General features: G+C 68.5%; 20 protein-coding genes and 1 pseudogene. 10 read left to right on the top strand and 11 right to left on the bottom strand.

The features are described 5' to 3' along the window. Window positions 1-169: 169 nt before the first annotated feature. Window positions 170-1,606 carry a type I glutamate--ammonia ligase gene (gene glnA, locus ACWEKS_RS24390; RefSeq protein WP_452342198.1) on the bottom strand — a complete coding sequence of 479 codons (1,437 nt, stop codon included), beginning with the start codon at window positions 1,604-1,606 and terminating at the stop codon, window positions 170-172. A gap of 355 nt (window positions 1,607-1,961) precedes the next feature. Here glnA and ACWEKS_RS24385 point away from each other — a divergent pair. The 5 genes and pseudogenes from ACWEKS_RS24385 to ACWEKS_RS24365 form a co-directional block, all read left to right on the top strand. After that, a pseudogene (locus ACWEKS_RS24385) lies at window positions 1,962-2,996 on the top strand (AMP-binding protein); the annotation flags it as partial. A 65-nt stretch (window positions 2,997-3,061) separates the two neighbouring features. Continuing rightward, a complete protein-coding gene (locus ACWEKS_RS24380; RefSeq protein ID WP_452342197.1) occupies window positions 3,062-3,253 on the top strand; it encodes a hypothetical protein in 192 nt (63 codons plus the stop codon). Window positions 3,254-3,263: 10 nt separating this feature from the next. Then, window positions 3,264-4,466: a PucR family transcriptional regulator gene (locus ACWEKS_RS24375; protein ID WP_452342196.1), complete on the top strand. Its 1,203-nt coding sequence runs from the start codon at window positions 3,264-3,266 to the stop codon at window positions 4,464-4,466. Between the two features lie 84 nt (window positions 4,467-4,550). Further along, window positions 4,551-4,691, top strand: coding sequence for a hypothetical protein (locus tag ACWEKS_RS24370; protein WP_452342195.1), 141 nt, complete (start codon window positions 4,551-4,553; stop codon window positions 4,689-4,691). 4 nt (window positions 4,692-4,695) lie between these two features. Beyond that, a complete protein-coding gene (locus ACWEKS_RS24365) occupies window positions 4,696-6,756 on the top strand; it encodes a CocE/NonD family hydrolase (RefSeq protein ID WP_452342194.1) in 2,061 nt (686 codons plus the stop codon). Window positions 6,757-6,823: 67 nt separating this feature from the next. Here the strand turns inward: ACWEKS_RS24365 and ACWEKS_RS24360 are convergent, their stop codons facing one another. Beyond that, a complete protein-coding gene (locus ACWEKS_RS24360) occupies window positions 6,824-8,368 on the bottom strand; it encodes a glycosyltransferase family 39 protein (RefSeq protein WP_452342207.1) in 1,545 nt (514 codons plus the stop codon). 153 nt (window positions 8,369-8,521) lie between these two features. On the opposite strand from ACWEKS_RS24360, the gene ACWEKS_RS24355 reads away from it, so the two are divergent. Then, complete coding sequence (locus tag ACWEKS_RS24355) at window positions 8,522-9,025, top strand: nitroreductase family deazaflavin-dependent oxidoreductase (RefSeq protein WP_452342193.1); 504 nt, start codon at window positions 8,522-8,524, stop codon at window positions 9,023-9,025. Window positions 9,026-9,063: 38 nt separating this feature from the next. On the opposite strand, the gene ACWEKS_RS24350 is transcribed toward ACWEKS_RS24355, so the two are convergent. Continuing rightward, a complete protein-coding gene (locus ACWEKS_RS24350; RefSeq protein ID WP_379385942.1) occupies window positions 9,064-9,444 on the bottom strand; it encodes a nitroreductase family deazaflavin-dependent oxidoreductase in 381 nt (126 codons plus the stop codon). A 131-nt stretch (window positions 9,445-9,575) separates the two neighbouring features. Between ACWEKS_RS24350 and ACWEKS_RS24345 the strand changes: the two genes are divergently transcribed. Then, window positions 9,576-10,094, top strand: coding sequence for an NUDIX hydrolase (locus ACWEKS_RS24345; protein WP_354832126.1), 519 nt, complete (start codon window positions 9,576-9,578; stop codon window positions 10,092-10,094). Window positions 10,095-10,446: 352 nt separating this feature from the next. Here ACWEKS_RS24345 and ACWEKS_RS24340 read toward each other — a convergent pair whose 3' ends face one another. The 7 genes from ACWEKS_RS24340 to ACWEKS_RS24310 are packed head-to-tail and all read right to left on the bottom strand — an operon-like array spanning window position 10,447 to window position 17,526. Beyond that, window positions 10,447-11,592 carry an ABC transporter substrate-binding protein gene (locus ACWEKS_RS24340; RefSeq protein WP_452342192.1) on the bottom strand — a complete coding sequence of 382 codons (1,146 nt, stop codon included), beginning with the start codon at window positions 11,590-11,592 and terminating at the stop codon, window positions 10,447-10,449. Further along, window positions 11,589-12,362 (bottom strand): ABC transporter permease, encoded by a 774-nt coding sequence (locus ACWEKS_RS24335; protein WP_452342191.1) that lies wholly within the window; start codon window positions 12,360-12,362, stop codon window positions 11,589-11,591. Before ACWEKS_RS24335 ends, ACWEKS_RS24340 begins: the two co-directional genes overlap by 4 nt. Next, complete coding sequence (locus ACWEKS_RS24330; RefSeq protein ID WP_452342190.1) at window positions 12,359-13,216, bottom strand: ABC transporter ATP-binding protein; 858 nt, start codon at window positions 13,214-13,216, stop codon at window positions 12,359-12,361. Before ACWEKS_RS24330 ends, ACWEKS_RS24335 begins: the two co-directional genes overlap by 4 nt. A gap of 37 nt (window positions 13,217-13,253) precedes the next feature. Then, window positions 13,254-14,207 carry an ABC transporter permease gene (locus ACWEKS_RS24325; protein WP_452342189.1) on the bottom strand — a complete coding sequence of 318 codons (954 nt, stop codon included), beginning with the start codon at window positions 14,205-14,207 and terminating at the stop codon, window positions 13,254-13,256. Further along, window positions 14,204-15,241 (bottom strand): TIGR03842 family LLM class F420-dependent oxidoreductase, encoded by a 1,038-nt coding sequence (locus ACWEKS_RS24320; protein WP_452342188.1) that lies wholly within the window; start codon window positions 15,239-15,241, stop codon window positions 14,204-14,206. Before ACWEKS_RS24320 ends, ACWEKS_RS24325 begins: the two co-directional genes overlap by 4 nt. Window positions 15,242-15,271: 30 nt before the next feature. Next, a complete protein-coding gene (gene hydA, locus ACWEKS_RS24315) occupies window positions 15,272-16,693 on the bottom strand; it encodes a dihydropyrimidinase (protein ID WP_452342187.1) in 1,422 nt (473 codons plus the stop codon). After that, window positions 16,690-17,526 carry a nitrilase-related carbon-nitrogen hydrolase gene (locus ACWEKS_RS24310; RefSeq protein ID WP_452342186.1) on the bottom strand — a complete coding sequence of 279 codons (837 nt, stop codon included), beginning with the start codon at window positions 17,524-17,526 and terminating at the stop codon, window positions 16,690-16,692. Before ACWEKS_RS24310 ends, hydA begins: the two co-directional genes overlap by 4 nt. 124 nt (window positions 17,527-17,650) lie before the next feature. On the opposite strand from ACWEKS_RS24310, the gene ACWEKS_RS24305 reads away from it, so the two are divergent. The 3 genes from ACWEKS_RS24305 (at window position 17,651) to ACWEKS_RS24295 (ending at window position 20,121) form a co-directional block, all read left to right on the top strand. Beyond that, a complete protein-coding gene (locus tag ACWEKS_RS24305) occupies window positions 17,651-19,063 on the top strand; it encodes an aminotransferase-like domain-containing protein (RefSeq protein ID WP_452342185.1) in 1,413 nt (470 codons plus the stop codon). Window positions 19,064-19,152: 89 nt separating this feature from the next. Continuing rightward, window positions 19,153-19,593 (top strand): nuclear transport factor 2 family protein, encoded by a 441-nt coding sequence (locus ACWEKS_RS24300; RefSeq protein ID WP_452342184.1) that lies wholly within the window; start codon window positions 19,153-19,155, stop codon window positions 19,591-19,593. A gap of 117 nt (window positions 19,594-19,710) precedes the next feature. Next, window positions 19,711-20,121, top strand: coding sequence for a hypothetical protein (locus ACWEKS_RS24295; protein ID WP_452342183.1), 411 nt, complete (start codon window positions 19,711-19,713; stop codon window positions 20,119-20,121). A 69-nt stretch (window positions 20,122-20,190) separates the two neighbouring features. Here ACWEKS_RS24295 and arc read toward each other — a convergent pair whose 3' ends face one another. Further along, entirely contained in the window at window positions 20,191-21,951 is a 1,761-nt protein-coding gene (arc, locus tag ACWEKS_RS24290; RefSeq protein ID WP_452342182.1) for a proteasome ATPase, read from the bottom strand. Window positions 21,952-22,023 lie beyond the last annotated feature (72 nt).

The following is a 22,023-nucleotide window of genomic DNA, read 5'->3' as shown; positions in this document are numbered from 1 at the left end:
GCCTCGGGGCTGGTGCCGTTCGACACCGGTCAGCCCGGTGTGGCCGATGAGCCGATGATCCGCCGCGCCACGGCCGCCGCCACGGTCCGCACCGCCGCTGCGTTTTCCGACTACCGCGTACCGACTGCGTACCGAATCCGGGAATCAGTTGTGTTCGTGCAGTTCAGGTTTACACGTCGAAGTAGAGCTCGAACTCGTACGGGTGCGGGCGGACATTGATCTCGGCGATCTCGGAGTCGCGCTTGAGGCGGATCCAGGTGTCGATCAGGTCGTCGGTGAAAACCCCGCCCTGCGTGAGGTAGTCGTGGTCGGCCTCGAGCCGGTCGATGACCTGCTCGAGGCTGCCGGGGGTCTGGGTGACCTCGGCGCTCTCCTCGGGGGTGAGCTCGTAGAGGTCCTTGTCGACCGGCAGGGCGGGCTCGATCTTGTTGGTGATGCCGTCGAGCCCGGCCATCATCATGGCGGCGAAGGACAGGTACGGGTTGCCGGAGGAGTCGGGGCAGCGGAATTCGAGGCGCTTGGCGCCGGCGCTGGTGCCGGTCACCGGAATGCGCACGGCGGCGGAGCGATTGCGCTGGCTGTAGACCAGATTCACCGGCGCCTCGAATCCGGGCACCAGGCGCTTGTAGGAGTTCACCGTCGGGTTGGTGAAGGCCAGCAGGGACGGCGCGTGGTGCAGCAGGCCGCCGATGTAGTGGCGGGCCAGATCGGACAGGCCCGCGTAGCCGGCCTCGTCGTAGAACAGCGGTGAGCCGTCCTTCCACAGGGATTGGTGCACGTGCATGCCGGATCCGTTGTCGCCGAACAGCGGTTTGGGCATGAAGGTGACGGTCTTGCCGGACTCCCAGGCGGTGTTCTTGACGATGTACTTGTAGAGCATCAGATCGTCGGCGGCGGCGAGCAGGGTGCTGAACCGGTAGTTGATCTCGGCCTGCCCGGCGGTGCCGACCTCGTGATGCCCCTTCTCCAATTCGAATCCGGCGCGCTGCAGGTGGGTGCACATGCGGTCGCGCAGGTCCACGTCCGCGTCGTACGGAGCGACCGGGAAATAGCCGCCCTTGGGCCGGACCTTGTAGCCGCGGTTGGGGGTGCCGTCCGGATTCGTGCGCCGGCCGGTGTTCCAGTCGGCCGACGACGAATCCACCTCGTAGAAGGCCCCGTTCATGGCGGTGTCGTAGCGCACCGAATCGAAGATGTAGAACTCGGCCTCGGGCCCGAAGTAGGCCGTGTCGGCAATACCGGTGGAGCGCAGGTATTCCTCGGCCTTGCGGGCCACATTGCGGGGATCGCGGCTGTAGGCGGCGCGGGTGTGCGGGTCGTGGACGAAGCAGCTGATATTGAGGGTCTTGGCGGCGCGGAACGAATCCAGTTGCGCGGTGCGCAGATCCGGTAGGAGCAGCATGTCGGACTCGTGGATGGCCTGGAAGCCGCGCACCGACGAACCGTCGAAGGCGATGCCGTTCTCGACCAGATCCGCGCCGAACATGCTCGCCGGGATCGAGAAATGCTGCTGGATGCCGGGGACGTCGCAGAATCGGATATCGACGTATTCGACTTCCTCGACGTCGATGTAGCTCTGTACTCCGTTGATGGTAGGGGTGATCACCGCTCGCTCCTCGTGGCCGCGCACGCCTACCCGATCGGACGGCCCGGTCGGGGTCCGGCGGTCCTGTTCGTGCTAACACGATACGTCGCAGAGATCCGGGTATGGACGCGAATGAGACTGCATTACAAGTCCCGGAGTTACCCACATCGTGCGAAATCAGTTGTCACGTCCCGATCTACAAGGATCTTCGTCACTGTGCACAAATCCGCCGCCGCAGATCTTCGCCATTGCCACTGGTCCGCCTGGACCGTTGTGCGGTCTGCTGGAACAGCCCGGGCCGTGGCCGCCCCGGCGATGGTCGATCCAGAGGTAGGTCGTGAGTTCAACACCGCGTGCGGGGACGGCCCCGCGCACCATGGTCGAGGCGTTCCAGGCCAATGTGGCCCGGTACCCGGACGAGATCGCGCTGCGCGCGCTCGGCGGCGCGGTCGTCCTCACCTGGCGCGAATACGGTGATCGGGTCCGCGCCATCGCCGCCGGGCTGGCGGCGCGCGGTATCGGCCGAGGTGACACGGTGGCGCTGATGCTGACCAACCGGCCCGAATTCCACCTGTGCGACACCGCGATCCTGCACACCGGCGCGACACCGTTCTCGGTGTACAACACCAATCCGGTGGATCTGCTGGTCTACCAGTTCGGGAACGCGGGCAACCGCGCGGTCGTCTGCGAGGCGCAGTTCGCGCCGCAGGTCCTCGAGGCGGTGGCGCAGGCGGCCGCGCAGGGCATCGCGGTCGAGCACGTGATCTGTGTCGACGACGCGCGCGAGGGGTGCGTGTCGCTGGCGGAGATCGAGGCCACCGGGGACGGCGGGTTCGACTTCGAATCCGCCTGGCGGGCGGTGGATCCGGAGGATCTGCTGACCATCGTCTACACCTCCGGCACCACCGGCCCGCCCAAGGGGGTGGAGCTCACCCACACCAATTTCCTCGAGAACGCCCGCGTGGTGGACGAATTCGGCGGCGGCTCCCCCGCCGACAAGGTGGTCTCCTATCTGCCCGACGCGCACGCCGCCAATCGCTGGTTCGCGCACTACCTGTCAATACTGACCGGCGGCGAGATCACCACCTGCCCGGACCTGCGGCAGGTGGCGGGCGCGCTCACCGAGGTGCGTCCGACGGTGTTCCTGGGCGTGCCCCGGGTGTGGGTGAAAGTCAAAGCGGCACTGGAGGAACGGGTCGCCACCGAGACCGGCCCGCTGCAGCGGCTGCTCATCGGCTGGGCGATCCGCACCGGCCGGGCGCGGGCGCGGGCGGCCTCGGACGGCCGCACGCGGAGCGTGCTCGACACCGTGCGGTTCCGGCTCGCGGATCGCCTGGTGCTGTCCAGGATTCGCGCACAGCTGGGCATGGACCGCATCCGGATCGCCGTCACCGGTTCCGCGAGCTGGCCGCCGCCTTCGCCGAACGCCATCAGGCGACCGATCGGAGCCTGCCGGCCCTGGCCGCGCACCCGCAGGTGCTGAAATCCCTGCAGGAGGGCATCAACGCGGCGAACAGCAAGCTCTCGCGAGTCGAGCAGATCAAGAAGTTCGCGGTGCTGCCCGAGGTGTGGGCCCCTGGCGGTGATCACCTCACGGCCACCGGGAAACTCAGACGCAAACCGATAGCTACCAGGTACGCCGCTACTATCGACTCGCTGTACGGGTAGTAGGAGAGTGATGCAGGCGCGATTGCGGGACCGAACGCTCGAGGAGCTGTACCGGCGCGCGGTCGTGGCGCGCGCGGAGGTACCGGCCTCGATGCCGCGCTACCGTACCCTGCCCGAACCTCTGGTGGCCGGCGGTTTCGAACGCGGCATCACCCTGAATGTGGACCTGTTCTTCGAGTTCGTGCGCTCCGGCCGCGTGCCCTCGACGGAGGACACCCAGGAGGTCGTGCAGATCGCGCTGAGCCGGGTCCGCGACGGCGAATCCCTCGAGGACGTGCTGGGCCGCTACAGCATGGGCGCGGAATACCTGTGGTCTCGCCTGAAGGACACCGCCTCCGAGCCGGAGCGGGAACTGCTCGAGGACGCCGCGGTGTCGCTGCTGCGGTACATCACCCTGCTCACCACCCGCATCGCCACCGCGTGCGTGCAGCGCGCGCACGATCCGCGCTGGGAGTTGCTGGAACGCCGCCGCGCCATCGCCGACGCGCTGCTGGCCGGCCGCGACCCGATCGAGTGGGCGGACGAGCCGGCCATCACGGTGCCGGACGCGTTCCTGGTCGCGGCGTTCCGGCTGGGCGCGACCCACAGCGCCGACACCGGCGAGCTGCGGCATCGCATCGAGTCCATTCCGGGTGTGTTCCTGCGGCTGGACAGTGGTGGCTGGACCGCGCTGCTGCCGCTGCAACCCGGCGACGACGGCACCGCCACTCTGACCGCACTGACCAGCCGCCTGCCCGGTCCCGCGCCCCAGCCCGAGACGCCCTTGTCCCGGATGGGCCCGCCCGCACCGTTCTGGGTGGGCGTCGCCACCGCCGCATCGCACGCGGCGGTCCCTGCGGTCTTCGCCGAGGCCCGCCTGCTGGCCGAGCTCGGCCGCTGCCTGGACCGCCCCCAGCCGGTCTGCCGCCGCCCGGACCTCATGTTCGAATACACCGTTGCCGCAGGTGGTTCCGCCCGCGCGGGGCTGGCGGCCGTGCTCGCGCCGCTGGACTCCCAGCCGCTGCTGGCGGAGACCCTGGAGGTCTTCGTGGACACCGGCTTCAATCAGCTGGCCACCGCCCGGCTACTCACCATCCACCGCAATACCGTCACCTACCGGCTGGCCCGGGTGCACGAACTGACGGGGCTGGATCCGCACCGCCCGACCGACGCCATGACGCTGTCGGCCGCCCGCATCGCCCGGCGGCTCGAAATCGCCTGCTTCGCACCGTAATCCGCCCCCTCGAACCGGCCCGTGACGCATCCTCGTTGCGGGCCTTCATGATTCATCGGCCCCCGCCGCTTGGATATATGCACAATGGCCCGGGCCGCAGTCTTGGCGATTGCCGGTAGCGGCGCGCGGGCGCTGTGCGGTCTGCTGAACTCCGACGACGAGGTCGTGCGGGGCGCCGGAGATCCGGCGGACCCGGCCGCGGCCCCCGACCATCCGCAGAGGTAGATCGTTGAGTAGCTCCTTGCGGCCGCGCCGCTGCCGTCTGGCCCCGTGGGCCGTGGCCGGTTTCTCCGTGCTGGCCATGACCGTCACGTCCACCACCCCCGCCGGGGCCGCGCCGGTGTTCGGTCCGGTGCCCGACGCGCCCGTGAACTTCGGGCTCCCGTCCGGCTATCAGCCGACGCCGGAGCGGTACGGGGTGGGTTATCAACTGGGACAGGTCGTTCCGCTCTCCGACGGCACCCAGCTGCAGGCCGAGGTGCGCTATCCGACCGATCCGGCGACCGGCCAGCGGGCGGCGGGCGAGTTCCCGGTCGTCGTCAACTTCACCACCTACGGCGCGGTGACCAGCGCGCTCACCGCCGCCATCACCGGCGTCATCGACGACCTGCACATCCAGCTCCCCGAGCAGCTGAAGGACGCCCGCCGCATCATCAATCAGGCCACCTCCATGCAGGACATGCTGGTGCGGCACGGCTATATCGAGGTGACGGCGGACGTGCGCGGCACCGGCGGTTCGACGGGCGCGTGGAGTCCGGCTTCCGAGCAGGACGGCAAGGACGGCGCGGAACTGGTGGACTGGGCCGCGCGGCTGCCCGGCTCCAATGGCAAGGTCGGCATGTACGGCTATTCGTTCCCGGGCCTGTCGGCCATGCGGACCGCCGAAACCGTCGGCCCCGGTTCGCCATTGAAGGCGATCGTGCCCTTCGCGGTGCCCAACAACATCTTCGACGAGGTGCTCGACCACGACGGCATGATGAGCCCGCTACTGCTCACGGTCATCTCGCTGATGGTCCCCTACCTCAGCCTGATCGGGCCGTTCCTGACCGCCGCGGTCTCACCCCAGATGTTCCTGAAGTCCCTCGGCGATCACCTGCTGGCGCTGGTCGGCCCGGACACCAGCACCGTGAAGCTGCTGTTCGACGCCTACACCGGCGGCGCCACCGCCTACGACAACTCCTGGTGGCAGGACCGGCGTTTCGAGACCGGCCTGCACAACCTGGTCGACAACGGCATCGCCATGTACCAGGTGGACGGCTGGTGGGATCTGTATCAGGAAGGCGCGGTACGCAATTACGCGCAGTTGCAGAACCTGGCGGCCGGCCGCGACCAGTTCGCGCCCATGGTGCCCGGCCAGCAGGCCGACGGGCGCTACCAATTGCTCATGGGCCCGTGGTATCACGTCGGCCTCGGGCTGGGGCCGGGCTCGCGCATGGACACCGATCGGATCACCCTGGCCTGGTTCGACCGGTGGCTCGAGGACATTCACAATGGCGTCGACGAGACCGGCACCCCGCTGCACGTCATCGACGCCGGGGACAATGCCGCCGACACCGCGCGCTATCCGTTCGAGCAGGCGGCCGTCCGGCAGCGCTATTTCGACGGTGACCGTCTGGTCGCGGACCGGCCGACCGCTGCCGACGCCTCCGATCCCCTGAATTACACCGGCATCGACACCATCTGCAATCGCGAGTCGCTGGGCCAGTACACGGCGGGCCTGCTCGATTTCGTGTTCCGGATCTTCACCGTCTCCAACCCGTGCACCGAATGGGTGCAGAATCCGACGGCGGGCCTGCGCTACACCATGGACCCGGTGACCGAGCCGACCGTGCTGGCCGGGCCGTCGAGCGTCACCCTGTACGCCTCCTCCACCGGCACCGACGCCGCGTTCCAGGTGTGGCTCGACGATGTCGCGCCGGACGGCACGGCCGTGAACATTACGGGCGGTTCGCAATTGGCCAGCCAGCGCACCCTCGACGACGGCAAGACCTGGACGACCGCCGACGGCACCGTCTACGCGCCCGAGCACACCGTACTGAAGGAGAACGAGCAGCTCCTCACGCCGGGCGGCGTGGTGAAGATGGAGGTCAAGATCCGGCCCGCCTTCCACCGGCTCGAGCCCGGCCACGCGCTGCGGCTGCGGATCAGCAGCGGCACGTTCCCCTCGTCGATCCCCAATCCGGCGGATCTGGGCCGGCTGCTGGGCACCTCGCAGCAGATCCAGAAGAACGCCGTCTATCCGTCGGCTCTGGTGGTTCCACTCGGACCGGCGGATTCGTTCACGCACTGAACCGGACCGCCGCGGGCGCAAGCTCCGCGCGTGCTGCGGATTCGGCGGGCGCTGCTTGCGGGCGCCGCTACAGGTGCATCCAGTTCGGCCACGCCTGTGACCACGGCTGCTTCGGGCCCGAGCACTTCCAGATGGTGACGTCCTGGGTATTGCCCTTGAAGCCCAGCCTGGTGTCCACCTTGCCGACGGGTTCGACGTGCCCGAACTGGCTGCGCAGCACCGCCTCGGAGCTGCCGACGGCCAGCACCGCGGTGGCGTCGTCGGGCGGGGCGCCGAAGTAGCCGAAGCCGCGACTGGGGCTGTACAGCGGCGGTAGCCGGTCGCGGCCGAGCTCGTCGAGCGCGCTCGCCTGCCAGTAGGTGTCGGTGACGATGACCGCGTGCGTGCGCTCGGCCGGGGTGAGCGCCCGGTAGGCGCGGGTCACCTCGTCGGTGAGCTCGTGCCACCCGAACGAGCCGTACACGCCGATACTGATGGCGGCCTCGGCGTCGTCACGGGGCGGATGCACCTGATCGGCGGGCCGCCACGGGGTCGAGTGGAGCGTGAAAACCGTTGCGCCCAGCGCCAATACGGCCACACACACGGTGAGCGACCGGCGCCACACCGGGGCGATCCGCTCGGCCGTGCCGACCACGCCGACCGCGCCCGCCGCGATCAGCACCGCGTACATGCCCGCCGCGTAATAGATCCGCCCGCCGGTGATCAGGAACGCCGCGTACAACAGCAGCAGGGTGACGCCCAGAAACCGGAAGGGCCGCAGCACGTCCCAGCGCAGCAGCACCCACAGTCCCCACAACAGCAGCAGGGCGCCCAGATATCCCGCCAGGCTCACCGACATCGGCACGAACAGCAGCCGCCCGCCCAGGATCCCCTGCTCGGATCCGATCACCCCGCCCATCTTCAGCTGCGGCCAGGAATGCCGGGCCTGCCAGATCAGCTCGGGCACGGTGGCGGCCACCACGATCGCCCCGCCCACCCACAGCAGCGGCCTCCGCACCAGCTCGCGCGGCCCGCACAGCAGGCTGCTCGCCACGACCGCGATCCAGAAGAACGGGATCAGCCACTTCACCTGCATATCCAGCGCGGTGACCAGGGCGGCGGCCAGCAGCAGCCGGTCATCGCGGGTGCGCACCCAGCGCACCACCAGCCAGGTGATGATCACCCACAGCGCGGTGTCGACGGCATTGGTGGTGAGCATGGTCCCCTGCAACAGCAGGAACGGCGAGCTGGCGTACCCGATCGCGGCGAGCAGCTGCGCCCACCGGCCGCCATCGAACTCCCGCGCGAGCATGGCGCAGAGCACGATCGCGGTCACCGTCAACGCGACCGACGGCAGCCTCAGCACGAAGAACGATCCGGGCGCGAGGCTGTCCATCAGCCACGCCAGCAGCGGCAGCACCGGCCCCTGATCCGCGTACCCGAACCCCGGCCGCCGGCCCGCGGCCAGGAAGTACAGCTCGTCCCCGAAATACCCGTACCGGCTCGCCGACAACAGCAGCGCCACTGCCGCCGGCACCGCGACAGCCGCGACGGTCCACCACGCCATGGGCGGGCGTTCCTCGGCCTTGGCGTGCCGTCCGGCACCGAGCGGCCGAGCTGGGCGATTCATCACATCTGTCAACGCGCACTCCTCGCCGACGGGTCATGGTGCGAACACTCCGGAATCTACAGCTTATTTCCAGCAAATTCCGGACACGGCGACACGCGATCTATACTCGATGCCGGTGTGACTGCCGCACAACGCGTTTCAGCGAAGGAGGACGGCATGACCGACCGGACCCCCGAGACCAATCCCTACGGGACCCCGACCACCACCGGTCCGGAGCCGATCCCGTCCTATCAGAACCTGCTCAATACCTGCATTCGCGGCCTGCTGCGGGTGCCGGTGCTGTCTGCCAAGGTCGGCAAGCGGCTGTGCGTGCTGCACGTGGTGGGCCGCAAATCGGGCAGGCACTACGACGTGCCCGTCGCCTACACCCGCCACGACGGCGACATCCTGGTCGGCACCGCCAAGCATCCGTGGGTCAGCAATATCCGCAAGGGCGTGCCCATCGAGGTGTCCTTGGGCGGGACCAGGCATACCGCCGACGCCGAGGTGGTCACCGATGCCGAATCGGTGGTACGGCTGTCGGAGGTCATCGCCCGCGACAACAAGCAGTGGGCCAAGTTCAACGGCATGGGCGTCGACGGGGCGGGCAATCCCAATCTCGCCGATGCCTATCAGAGCTGGCAGCAGGGTTGTGTGATCATCCGGCTCACTGTGCGCTGACCCTCCGACTCACTGTGCGCTGAGCCGCCCGCCGGGCGTCAGTCGGCGCGCCGGGCCTGAACGTAGTCCTCGGCGTTCAGGCCCACCAGCACCTGACGCACCAGCGGCGGGGCCCACGATGCGGAGGCGTCGTGGCCGACCACCGGATCGGTGAGGGTCACCGTGTGCCCGCGAGTCTCGAACTCGAAGGTCCCCGCCGCCCGAATGTTCTTCAGCCAGTCCACGTCCCGCCCGTAGGTCAGGGCGATGCGGTAGCCGCCGTCGCGCTCGAAGACCATGACCGGGGACCGGTAGACACGCCCGGACCGACGACCGCGGTGGATCACGATCCCGAAGAACGGCGCCACCCGGGCCCCGACCCCCAGAACCGGGTTGCTGACCCGCCGATTGATCCTCGCGAGTACCTGCGGCAGCGGCATGATCTCGTCCTCCCTGACGAAAACGGTTGCGTCCCTGAGGCTACGCCGGGAGCCGGGAGCCCGCGAGGCATGGCTACTGTGCACGGCAGGGCGCCGGGTTCCGCGGCGCGGCAGGAAGGAGAGCCCGGTCCATGCCGGAGATGATCGCGGTGTACGACGCCGCCGGTCGTGAGATCGGCGCGCAGGAGCGCGCGGTGGTGTACGCGGAGGGCCTGTGGCACGCCAGTGCGGGCGTGCTGGTCCGCTCGGGCGACGGGTCGAAGGTATACGTGCACAAGCGGACCGATACCAAGGCCGTTTTCGCCGGCATGCACGACTGCCTGGCGGGCGGGGTGCTGGATCCGGGCGAGGAACCGGCCGCGGCGGCGGTCCGGGAGCTGGGCGAGGAACTGGGCATCGAACTGGGCCCGCACGATGATCGGCCGCTGCCACTGGCGAGCGCGTCCTGGGACGGCGAGTGGGCGGGGCGGCCGATGCGCTGCCATCTGTTCGCCTACGAACTGCGCTACGACGGGCCGATCCGGCATCAGCCGGAGGAGATCGCGGACGGCTGGTGGTGGTCCGACGAGGAGCTGCGGTCACATCTGGAGAACCCGGCGTGGCCGTTCGTGCCCGACACCCGGGTGCTCATCCCGGACCTGCTGCGCTGAGCCCACCAACGCCGACGGCCCATCGAATCCCGCGCGATTCGATGGGCCGTCGTGCTACTGCGGTTTCAGGCGGTCGGCGTGGTGCCGCCGGCACTGCCGCTGAACAGACCCTGGATGGTCTTGATCAGAACCGAAGCCAGGAAATCCGAAGCGGATCCGGACACGGGGTACTCCTCATCTTTCAAATGACATGTCGGGCATGTGAATCATGCACGGTTCACATTCGAGGGGAGCCATTTCCCGGGGAAACATTTCCCCAACCCGACGAGAGCCCCACGGTAGAACGTGTTCCACCAGGGTTTATATCGGTTTGATAAAATTGTGACTTACATCACATAATGACCGGAACGCGCTACTTTCCGCCCTCGGCGAGGGTGACCGGCTGTGCGACGTAGGAACTCCCGGTGACATCGACGCCCTGGGACTTCAACTGGTCGAGGGCCTTCGTGACGTACTCGACGCTGTACGCGGCGGCGTCGGGATCCTTGGTGAGGACGGTCTTGCCCTCCTGGTTGCGGGTGGTCTTCGCGATCGAGACGGTGCGGTCCCACGCCGCCCGATCGATCATCCCGATTCCGCTCGGGGACGGCCAGATCAGCTTGTTCACCTCGGTGATCTGCCATTGCTGATGACTCGCGCCCAGGGTCGACCCGGCGGCCACGGTCAGATCGCGGCACCTGTCCACATTGTCGCGGCAGAAGGCCCAGCCCTTGAGCGAGGCGGCGATGAACTTCACCGTCTGATCGGCGTACTTGGCGTCCTTCAGCTTGTCGGTGTTGGCCCAGATGGCGTCCTGGAGCATGGCCACACCCTGATCGTTCCAGTCGATGGTGGCGAAATCGTTTGCCGTGTACAGATTTCCGGTGGCGGGGTTCTTCACCTCGAGCAACTGCGCGTACTCGTTGTAGGACATGGCCTGGGCCGCGTCGATGTCGTGGGCGAGGAAAGCGTTCATGTCGAACTGCTGCTGGACCAGGGTGACGTCCTTGGCGGGGTCCAGGCCCGCCTTGGTCATGCCGGCGAAGAGTTCGAATTCGTTGCCGTAGCCCCAGTTTCCGACCTTCTTGCCCGCGAGGTCGGCGGGGCCGTTGATGCCCGCGCTCTTGAACGACACCTGCTTGGTGCCGGAGCGCTGGAAGATCTGGGCGACATCGGTGATGCCCGCACCGGCCTCCCGGGAGGCCAGGGCCTTGGGCACCCAGGCGATCGCGTAGTCGGCCTGTCCCTGGGCCAGGACGGTCTGGGGCACGATATCGGTGCCGCCGTCGAGGATCTGGACGTCGAGACCCTGTTCCTTGTAGTAGCCCTGGGCCTGCGCGGCCAGGTAGCCCGCGAACTGGCCCTGCTTGAACCATTGCAGTTGCAGCTTGACCTTGGTGAGCCCGTCGGCGGTGGTCGGGGAATTGTCGGTGGTGCTGCATCCGGACAGTGCCGCCACCGCCAGGGTGGCGGCGGCCAGCACGGCCCGGATACGGAATCTGCGGGTGGCACTTCTCATTTCGATCTCCCAGGGATGGTGCGGGGTCTGCGGGTGAGCTGTTCGAGCAGCAGCACGGCGGCCAGGAACACCAGGCCGAGGATCATGGCGGCGACCACGTAGGCCCAGGCGCGCGGATAGGCGGTATTGGCCGCCGCGGAGGTGATGCGGCTGCCCAGGCCGTGCTGGAGACCGCCGAAGTATTCGGCGATGATCGCCGCGATCACCGCACCGGGCGCCGCAATGCGCAGCCCGGTGAACAGGTACGGCAGCGCGGCGGGCAGGCGCACGGTGCGGGTGATCTGCCAGCCGGTGGCGGCGTAGGCGGTCATGAGGTCTTCGTGCACTCGCGGGACCTGACGCAATCCCCGTGTGGTGCTGACGAAGACGGGGAAGAACACAACGATGGTGGCCACCAGCCGGCGCGGCAGGTCGGTGGTGGTGGAGTACATGGAGTTCAGCAGCGGAGCCAGCGCCACGATGGGCACCGCGGCCGCGCCGGCCGCCAGCGCGCCGAGCACCCCGTCGACCACCCGGAAGCGCACGGCCACCGTGGCGGCGGCCATGCCGAGCACCGCACCGGCGAGCAGGCCGGCCAGCGCGTTCTTCCCGGTGGCCAGGGCGGCCTCCAGGATGGCGTGGTGATTGTCGGCGAACGCCTGTCCGATGGCGCTGGGCGCGGGCAGCAGGAACGACGGGACGCCCGCCGCGACGGTCAGCACCTGCCACAGCACCAGCAGCGCGACGCCGAAAAGCGCTGGCGGCAACCAGAATCGGAGCATGCGCGTCATCGCATGTCCCGTCCGGCGGCGCTTTCCGGCGTGCCTGCGCTGCCGTGCCCCTCATGCAGGGCGGCGCGGACCGCGGCCACAGCGGTGAAGAATTCCTCGCTGGACCGGACCTCGTCGTCGCTGTGGCGGTCCCGGCCGCCGGTGGCCAGCACCCCGGTGATGCGCCCGGGACGCGGGGTCATGACCACCACGCGGTCGGAGAGGAAGACCGCCTCCGGGATCGAGTGCGTGACGAAAACCACTGCGGCGCCGGTCTCTTCGGCGATCCGCAGCAGTTCGCCCTGCATGCGCTCGCGGGTCATCTCGTCGAGCGCGCCGAACGGCTCGTCCATGAGCAGCAGCGGCGGTTTGCGGGCCAGCGCGCGGGCGATGGCGACGCGCTGCTGCATGCCGCCGGACAGTTCGGCCGGGAAGCGCCGCGCGAATTCGGTCAGGCCGGTGATCTCGAGCAGTTCGGCACTGCGGGAGCGCCTTTCGGCCTTGCGTACCCCGTGCAGCTGCAACGGCAGTTCGATGTTCTCCTGCACGGTCCGCCAATCCAGCAGTCCGGCCTGCTGGAAGGCGATGCCGTACTCCTGATCGAGCCGGGCCTGCCTGGCGGTCTTCCCGTGCACCACAACGGTTCCCGAGCTCGGCTGCTCCAGGTCGGCCACGATGCGCAGCAGCGTCGACTTGCCGCACCCGGACGGGCCGATCAGGGCGACGAATTCACCCGCCGCGACGCGCAGGCTCACGTCCTCGAGCGCGGTCACCGCGCCGGCGGCGAATATCTTGCCGACGCCACGCAACTCGACGGCGGGGATGGCCGCGGCCACCGCCGGTTCCGGTGCGGCCGCGGATGTCTCGACGGTCACGGGGTACCTCCGAACGAACGAACGGGTAGCGCGATGGTCACCGGGCCGCTCCCGCGGTGTGGCCGGACCGGGCATAGCGGCGCAGTAGCACCTCGGCGAGCGAGACCGATCCGGTGAGCACCACGCCCAGCAGGGCCGCCGCGATCACCGCGGCGTACAACCGCGCCGCATTGCCGGTCGACTGCTGGGAGAAGACGATGATCTGGCGGCCGATGCCGCCCGCGGTGCCGGTCGAGATCTCGGCCACCACACAGCCGATCACCGCGGCGGCGGCGCCCAGCCGCAGGGCGGGCAGGATGTGCGGCACGGCCGCGGGCAACCGCAGATGTATCAGGGTGGCCCACCATCCCGCCGCGCAGCTGTGCAGCAGCTCCACCGAAGCCCGTGCCGGCGACTGCAATCCGCGCAGCGTGCCGATGGCGACCGGGAAGAACACCAGGTAGGACGCGATCACCACGATGCTCATCCACGGCTGCCACGGCCGGCCCGCGATGACGATCTTGCCGCCCCACCCCGCCACCAGCGGGGCCAGCGCGATCAGCGGCACGGTCTGCGAGACGATCACATACGGCAGCAGCCCGCGCTCCACCCACGAGAACCGCTGCATGAGCACCGCCAGCGCGACACCGACCACCGTGCCCAGTACCAGCGCCAGCAGCGCGAGTTCGAGCGTGAAGCCCGCCGTACGCAGCAGGGTCGCGCCGACGGTGGTCTTCCCGTCCCGCTCCCCCAGCACGGTCAGCACCGCCCAGGAGTGCGGCAGCGCGCCGTCGGAGGTGCGGGGCAGGACGCGCTGGTTCCCGATGCTCCCGCCATTGGCCGGAACCAGCGCCTTCACCAGTTCCCAGATCGCGATGAGCAGGGCGAAGGCCACGATCGGATACAGCAGCCGCCATCCGCGCCCGCGGCCCGCGAGGGCGGTGCGGGCGAACGAGAATTCCTGCGGCTCGGTGCTGGTCGGGGACGGTGGCTCGGTCGTCGTCACACTCACGATCCGGTCACCGTCGCCTCGATCGGATGTGCCAGGCGTGGCAGCACGGATTCGCCGTAGGCCTCGAGGGTGGAGGTCTTGGCGTCGTGTTGCAGGTAGACCGCGAACTGATCGACGCCCAGGGCCTCGAGCTCGCGCAGCCGGGTCAGGTGCTCGTCCGGGGTGCCGAGGATGCAGAAGCGGTCCACGATGTCGTCGGGAACGAACTCGGCGTGCACGTTTCCCGCCCGGCCGTGCTCGTTGTAGTCGTAACCGCGCCGCCCGGCGATGTAGTCGGTCAGCGCCTTGGGCACCTCGGAGTCGGAGCCGTAGCGGGCGACGATGTCCGCGACGTGGTTGCCGACCATGCCGCCGAACCAACGGCATTGCTCGCGTGCGTGTTTCAGCGATCCGACGGTGCCGTCGGTGATGTAGGCGGGTGCCGCCACGCAGATGGTCACCGACCCCGGGTCGCGGCCCGCGCGTTCGGCGGCGGCCCGGACGCGGGCGATGGTCCAGGCGGTGATGTCCGGGTCGGCGAGCTGGAGAATGAACCCGTCGGCCACCTCGCCGGTGAGATCCAGGGCGCGCGGACCGTATCCGGCGACCCACACCGGCAGCCGGGAGTCCTGCGCCCACGGGAAGCGGACGGTGGTGTCGCCGATGTGCGCGCTGCGGCCGTTGCCCAGTTCCCTGATGACGTCGATGGATTCGCGCAGGGTCGCCAGGGTGGCGGGCCGCCCGCCCAGGGTGCGGACGGCCGAATCGCCGCGGCCGATACCGCAGATGGTGCGGTTGCCGAACATATCGTTGAGAGTGGCGAAGGTGGAGGCGGTGACGGTCCAGTCACGGGTGGACGGGTTGGTCACCATCGGGCCCACCGTGACCTTGCGGGTCGCGGCGAGGATCTGGCTGTAGATGACGTAGGGCTCCTGCCACAGCAGGTGCGAATCGAAGGTCCACACGTGCGAGAACCCGTGTGTCTCCGCGATTCTCGCCAGTTCCACCACCCGTGACGCGGGCGGTGTGCACTGCAGCACCACACCGATGTCCATGCGGCACTCTCCCCTCGTAGCTCGGGTTCGTCAGATGAGGTTCTGGGACAGGCCGCGTTTGACGTACCGGCCGTGGCCGGCACTGCCCAGGTACTGCCCCGCGTCGACGATCACCCGGCCGCGCGAGAGCACGGTGTCCACGTGACCGTCGATCTCGAAGCCCTCGTAGGCCGAATGGTCCATGTTCATGTGGTGGGTCTTGCCCAGGCCGATGCTGGTGTGCCCGTGGGGGTCGTAGATCACCACGTCCGCGTCCGCGCCGGGGCTGATGACGCCCTTGCGCGGGTAGAGCCCGAACATGCGGGCCGGGGCGGTGCAGCACACCTCCACCCATTTCTCGAGGGAGATGCGGCCGTCCTTGACGCCCTGGAACATCAGGTCCATGCGGTGCTCGATGCCGCCGATCCCGTTGGGAATCTTGCTGAAATCGCCGAGACCGAGCTCCTTCTGATCCTTCATGCAGAAGGGGCAGTGGTCGGTGGCCACGGTGCTGACGTCGCCGGTGCGGATGTAGCGCCACAGCTCGTCCTGATGACCTTCGGCGCGGGCGCGCAGCGGTGTCGAGCACACCCATTTCGCGCCCTCGAAACCCGGTGCGCCCAGGTTCTCCTCGAGCGAGAGGTACAGGTACTGCGGACACGTCTCGCCGAAGACGTTCTGGCCCTTGCCCCGTGCCTGCGCGATCTGTTCCAGGGCCTGCTTGGCGGAGACGTGGACGACATACAGCGGGGCGCCCGTCAACTGCGCCAGCATGATCGCGCGGTGGGTGGCCTCCTCCTCCATCTGCCACGGGCGCGTGACGCCGTGGTAGTACGGCGCGGTCTCGCCCCGCGAAAGCGCCTGTTCCACCAGCACATCGATGGCGATCCCGTTCTCGGCGTGCATCATGAGCAGGGCGCCGAGATCACCCGCGGTCTGCATGGCGCGCAGGATCTGGCCGTCGTCGGAGTAGAAGACGCCCGGGTAGGCCATGAACAGCTTGAAACTGGTGACGCCCTCGGACACCAATTCGCTCATGCCCTTGAGGGATTCGGCGTCCACCGAGCCGACGATCTGATGGAACCCGTAGTCGACGGCGCAGTTTCCGGCCGCCTTCTCGTGCCACAGCGCCAGGCTGTCCTGGACCCGCTCGCCCGGCTTCTGCACCGCGAAGTCGACGATGGTGGTGGTGCCGCCCCACGCGGCGGCGCGGGTGCCGGTCTCGAAGGTGTCCGACGCCTCGGTACCGCCGAAGGGCAGCTGCATGTGGGTGTGGCCGTCGACGCCGCCGGGGATCACGTACTTGCCGGCGGCATCGACGACGGTGTCGGCGGTGGCGGCCAGGTCGGCGCCGAGCGCGGTGGATCCCGGCTGCACCACCGCGGCGATGGTCTCGCCGTCGATGAGGACGTCGAGGGGCTGGGATCCGGTGGCGGACACCACGATTCCGCCGTGGATGAAGGTCGTGCTCACGGCTCCACCAGCTTTCCGTAGGCATCCGGACGCCGGTCCCGATAGAAGGCCCACCGGTCGCGCACCACATTGATCAGTTCCATGTCGAGGTCGCGGACCACCAGCTCGGGGGCGGTGTCGGAGGCGACCTCACCCACGAACTGCCCCTCGGGGTCGACGAAGTAGCTGGTGCCGTAGAAGTCGTCGTCGCCGTACTCCTCGATGCCCACCCGGTTGATGGCCCCGATGAAGTATTCGTTGGCCACCGCCGAGGCGGGCTGCTCCAGCTTCCACAGGTAGCTCGACAGTCCGCGCGAAGTAGCCGAGGGATTGAACACGATCTCCGCTCCGGCCAGGCCCAGCGCCCGCCAGCCCTCGGGGAAGTGCCGGTCGTAGCAGATGTAGACCCCGACTCTGCCGACTGCGGTGTCGAAGACCGGCCAACCCAGATTGCCGGGGCGGAAGTAGAACTTCTCCCAGAACCCGTTGACCTGTGGAATGTGGTGCTTGCGGTATTTACCGAGGTAGGTCCCGTCGGCGTCCACGACCGCCGCCGTGTTGTACAGCAGTCCCGGCTGCTCCTGCTCGTAGACGGGCAGCACCATCACCAGGCCGAGCTCGCGGGCCAGCGCCGCGAACCGCTCCACGGTGGGGCCCGGCACCGATTCGGCGTAGTCGTAGAACTTGGTGTCCTGGACCTGGCAGAAGTACGGCCCGTAGAACAGCTCCTGGAAGCAGATCACCTTCGCCCCCGCCGCAGCAGCCTGCCGCGCGTAGTCCTCGTGCGCTTTGATCATCGACTCTTTGTCGCCGGTCCAGCTCGTCTGCACCAGCGCCGCTCGAACAATCGCCATAGTTTGTGATACTGCACCTGAAACGAATTCGCTTGTGTTACAAGATGAAGGAAACGATTTCGTGACCGTAAAACCTCCGGCGCACCCGTCGGAGCCACCGCCGTCCCCCTCGCACACTGAGTCTGTGACCGCCGAATCCGCCGCCGACCTGGCCGCCGCCGCACACGACCGCACCGCGGCCGGGATCGCGGCCGGAATCGGCCAGCGCATCCGGTCCGGCGCGCTGGCGCCCGGCACCCGGCTGCCCACCGTGCGCGAGGTGGCCCGGGAGCTGAAGGTCTCCCCTGTGACGGTCAATCAGGCGTGGCGTGCGCTGGCGGCGGCCGGGGCGATCGTGGCGCGCGGCCGGGCGGGCACCTTCGTCCAGGACGCGCCGCATGCCCCGCACACGCCCGCCGCCGGACGCTACCAACGCCTCCACCCCCACTCCGACAGCGTCTTCCGCATCGACCTCTCACGCGGCACCCCCGATCCAGCGCTGCTCCCCGACCTCACCGCCGCATTGCGCGGTCTCGGCGACGACGGCCGCATCGACGACCTGTCGGCCACCTACCTCGGCGAGGCCGTGCTCCCCGAGCTCGAGGCCGCCATTCGCGCGGACTGGCCGGCCCGCGCCGAAAGGTTCACCATCCTCGACGGCGCGCTCGACGCCGTCGACCGCCTGCTCGCCGCCCACGTCCGGCTGGGTGACGCGGTGGCGGTCGAGAACCCGTGCTTCCCGCCGTTTCTGGACCTGCTGGCCCGGCTGGGGGCGCGACCGGTTCCCATCGATCTCGACGAATCCGGTATGCGTCCGGATCGGCTGGCCGCCGCCCTGGCGGCCCGCTCCCCGGTCCTCGTGCTGCTCCAGCCGCGCGCTCAGAACCCCACCGGCGCCTCGCTGTCGGCCCGGCGGGTACGCGAACTGGCCGACGTGCTGGCCGATGCCGCGGTCGTCGCGGGCGGCACGCCGGTCATCGTGGAGGACGACCACAGTTCGGGCATCACCCACGCGCCCCTGCGCTCCCTCGCAGCCCGCCTGCCGACCCGCACCGTGCACATTCGCTCCTACTCCAAATCCCACGGCGCGGACCTGCGCCTGGCCGCCGTCGGCGGCCCCGCCGACCTGCTCGACCCGCTCCTCGAGCGGCGCATGCTGGGACCCGGCTGGACCAGCCGGCTGCTCCAGCGGGTGCTGCTGCACATGCTCACCGACGACGCCGCCCGCACCACCGTCACCACGGCCCGCGGCATCTATCGCGCCCGCGCCGACGCGCTGCGAAAATCCCTGTCGCACCACGACATCCGTCTCCCCCGTGGCGACGGGATCAACCTCTGGTTCCCCGTCACGGACGAGAACGCCGCCATGATCTCCTTGGCTGCAGCCGGCATCAAAGCGGCCCCGGGCGGCCCGTTCGAGGTGACCGACCACCCCCACACCGACCACCTGCGCCTCACCGTCGCCGCCCTCGCCGACTCCGAAATCCCCGAGGTGGCACGGCATCTCGCCACCGCCGCGGTGGCCGTGCCGACCTACCGCCGGGTCCGGCGGGCCTGACACCAGATCCCACCCAGCGGGCAATCACGGGTCACGCCTGCCCCGGACCAGTAGGAACGATCTCGACCCCGTCCTATCGAGGAGACCCCATGGACCAGCTGGAAACCCGACTCGCCCTGCGCGAACTGACCGAGCGCTACGCCTCCCACGCCGACCGCCGCCGTGATGCGGCGATCGCCGAACTCTTCACCGCGGACGGCACATTGGTCATCGAGTGGGGTGGCGAGCAGCCCACGACGATGGTGCGCGGCCGCGCCCGGATCGAGGCGGCCATGCGGCCCCTCGACCGCTACCGCATCACCCGGCACGTGATCGCCAACCAGCTGCTGGACTTCTCCGGTGACGAGGTGCGGGGCGAAACCTATTGCACCGCTTCCCATGTCTACGACGATACCGACGGCTCCCGGGTCTTCGTCATGCACATCCGCTACGACGACACCTTCGCCCGCGACGGCGGCGCCTGGCGGTTCCGGCAGCGGCGGCTCATCGTCGACTGGACCGAGGATCGGCGGCTGCGCAGCACTCGCTGATCACGGTCCCGGCGCGTGATTGCCCCCACCGCGACCATGCCGTCCGTTACGGTCGCCCGGCACGAACCGATGCTCTCATCGATGCGCACTGTCAATCGACGTTCCATGGAGGGGTACATGAACACGATCACCCGTAGCGTCACCGGCCTGGCCGCCGCGGCCACCCTCACCGGTGCCGCCCTCGGCCTCGGCACCGGCCCCGCGGCCGCCGACGACTGGCCGGTCCAGCAGGACCGCAGCCCCATCTACGTTTTCGAGACCCATGACTTCCTCACCCCCGGCGACCCCGACTTCTGGAACCCGCTGGTCAATCGTGCCCGCCTCACCTCGCCGTACGGCACCTCGACCCGTATCGTCTGCTCCGGCTTCCACGGCGTCACCACCAACTGCGTCCAGGCCGACGCCGACGGCAACCCGCATGCACTGAAGCGGCTGCCGTTCAACTTCCCGAACGTGAGCGGCTCCGGCGCCCCGGGTGGCGGTGTCTCGCACTGGGTGTACCCCGGCTTCATCCCCGGGATCAGCTGACCCGCACCGCCTCCGCGCGTGCGAAGGGGCTCGCATCCGAAAGGATGCGAGCCCCTCGGCTTTTCCGGCTTACAGGTACTGGCCGGTGTTCGACTCGGTGTCGATGGCGCGGCTGGCGCTGGCGTTCTTCCCCGTCACCAAGGTGCGGATGTAGACGATGCGCTCACCCTTCTTACCCGAGATGCGGGCCCAGTCATCGGGATTCGTGGTGTTGGGCAGGTCCTCGTTCTCGGAGAACTCGTCCACGATCGAATCGTAGAGATGCTGGATACGCAGACCCGGATTGCCGGTTTCCAGAACGGACTTGATGGCGTACTTCTTGGCCCGGTCCACGATGTTCTGGATCATGGCGCCGGAGTTGAAGTCCTTGAAGTACAGGACCTCCTTGTCACCGTTGGCGTAGGTGACCTCCAGGAAGCGGTTGTCCTCGGACTCGGCGTACATGCGGTCCACCACGCGTTCGATGGTGGCCTGCACGCACTTGCCGCGATCGCCGTCGAACTCCTGCAGATCCTCGCTGTGCAGCGGCAGCGTCTCCGTCAGGTACTTGGAGAAGATGTCCTGCGCGGCTTCGGCATCCGGGCGCTCGATCTTGATCTTCACGTCCAGGCGGCCGGGCCGCAGGATCGCGGGATCGATCATGTCCTCACGGTTGGAGGCGCCGATCACGATCACGTTCTCCAGGCCCTCGACGCCGTCGATCTCCGAGAGCAGCTGCGGCACAACGGTGGTCTCCACATCGGAGGAGACACCCGAACCGCGGGTGCGGAAGATCGAATCCATCTCGTCGAAGAACACGATCACCGGGGTGCCCTCGGACGCCTTCTCGCGGGCCCGCTGGAAGATGATCCGGATGTGGCGCTCGGTCTCACCCACGAACTTGTTGAGCAGCTCGGGGCCCTTGATGTTCAGGAAGAACGACTTGGCTTCCTTGGCGTCCTCACCGCGCGCCTCGGCGATCTTCTTGGCGAGCGAGTTGGCAACGGCCTTCGCGATCAACGTCTTACCGCAACCGGGCGGACCGTAGAGCAGCACGCCCTTGGGCGGGCGCAGCGCGTACTCGCGGAACAGATCCTTGTGCAGGAACGGCAATTCGACCGCGTCGCGGATCTGCTCGATCTGGCGCGAGAGGCCGCCGATGTCCTCGTAGCCGACATCCGGCACCTCTTCGAGCACCAGGTCCTCGACCTCGGCCTTGGGGATCCGCTCGAAGGCGAACCCGGCCTTGGTGTCGACCAGCAGCGAATCACCCGGCCGCAGTTTGCGAATCGGACGATCCGGATCCTCGAGGTCGTCCACGTCGACCAGGGCGGTCAGCGGCCCGGACAACCAGACCACCCGCTCCTCGTCGGCATGCCCGACGACCAGCGCGCGGCGCCCGTCGTCGAGAATCTCACGCAGCGTGCCGATCTCACCGATGGAGTCGAAATCGCCCGCCTCGACCACGGTCAGCGCCTCGTTGAGACGCACGGTCTGCCCGTAGTGGAGGGTGGTGGTGTCGATATTCGGCGAACACGTCAGCCGCATCTTGCGCCCGGAAGTGAACACATCGACCGTCTGATCGTCGTACACACCGATGAGGACGCCGTAGCCCGAGGGTGGCTGGCCGAGGCGGTCCACTTCCTCACGGAGAGCGACCAGTTGCTGGCGCGCTTCCTTCAAGGTGTCCATCAGTTTGGTGTTGCGAATCGTCAGCGAATCGACGCGCGCTTCCAATTCCCGTGTGCGATCCGGCGTGTCGGCGAGTTGCCTCCGGAGTGCAGCGGCCTCGGCGCGTACTGCCTCGAGTTCCCTCCAGGCGGCCGAATCCGAATGTTCGATGGGGCTCATGATGCTGCTCCTCCCAGTCCCGGTCTATCAACGCTACCGGGCTCTAACCGTTCCCGCTTTCCGACATGGTTT

The organism is Nocardia sp. NPDC004711 (assembly GCF_053601595.1).
The sequence above is the reverse complement of the archived record's forward strand: the minus strand, read 5'-3'. Positions and strand labels throughout refer to the sequence as shown.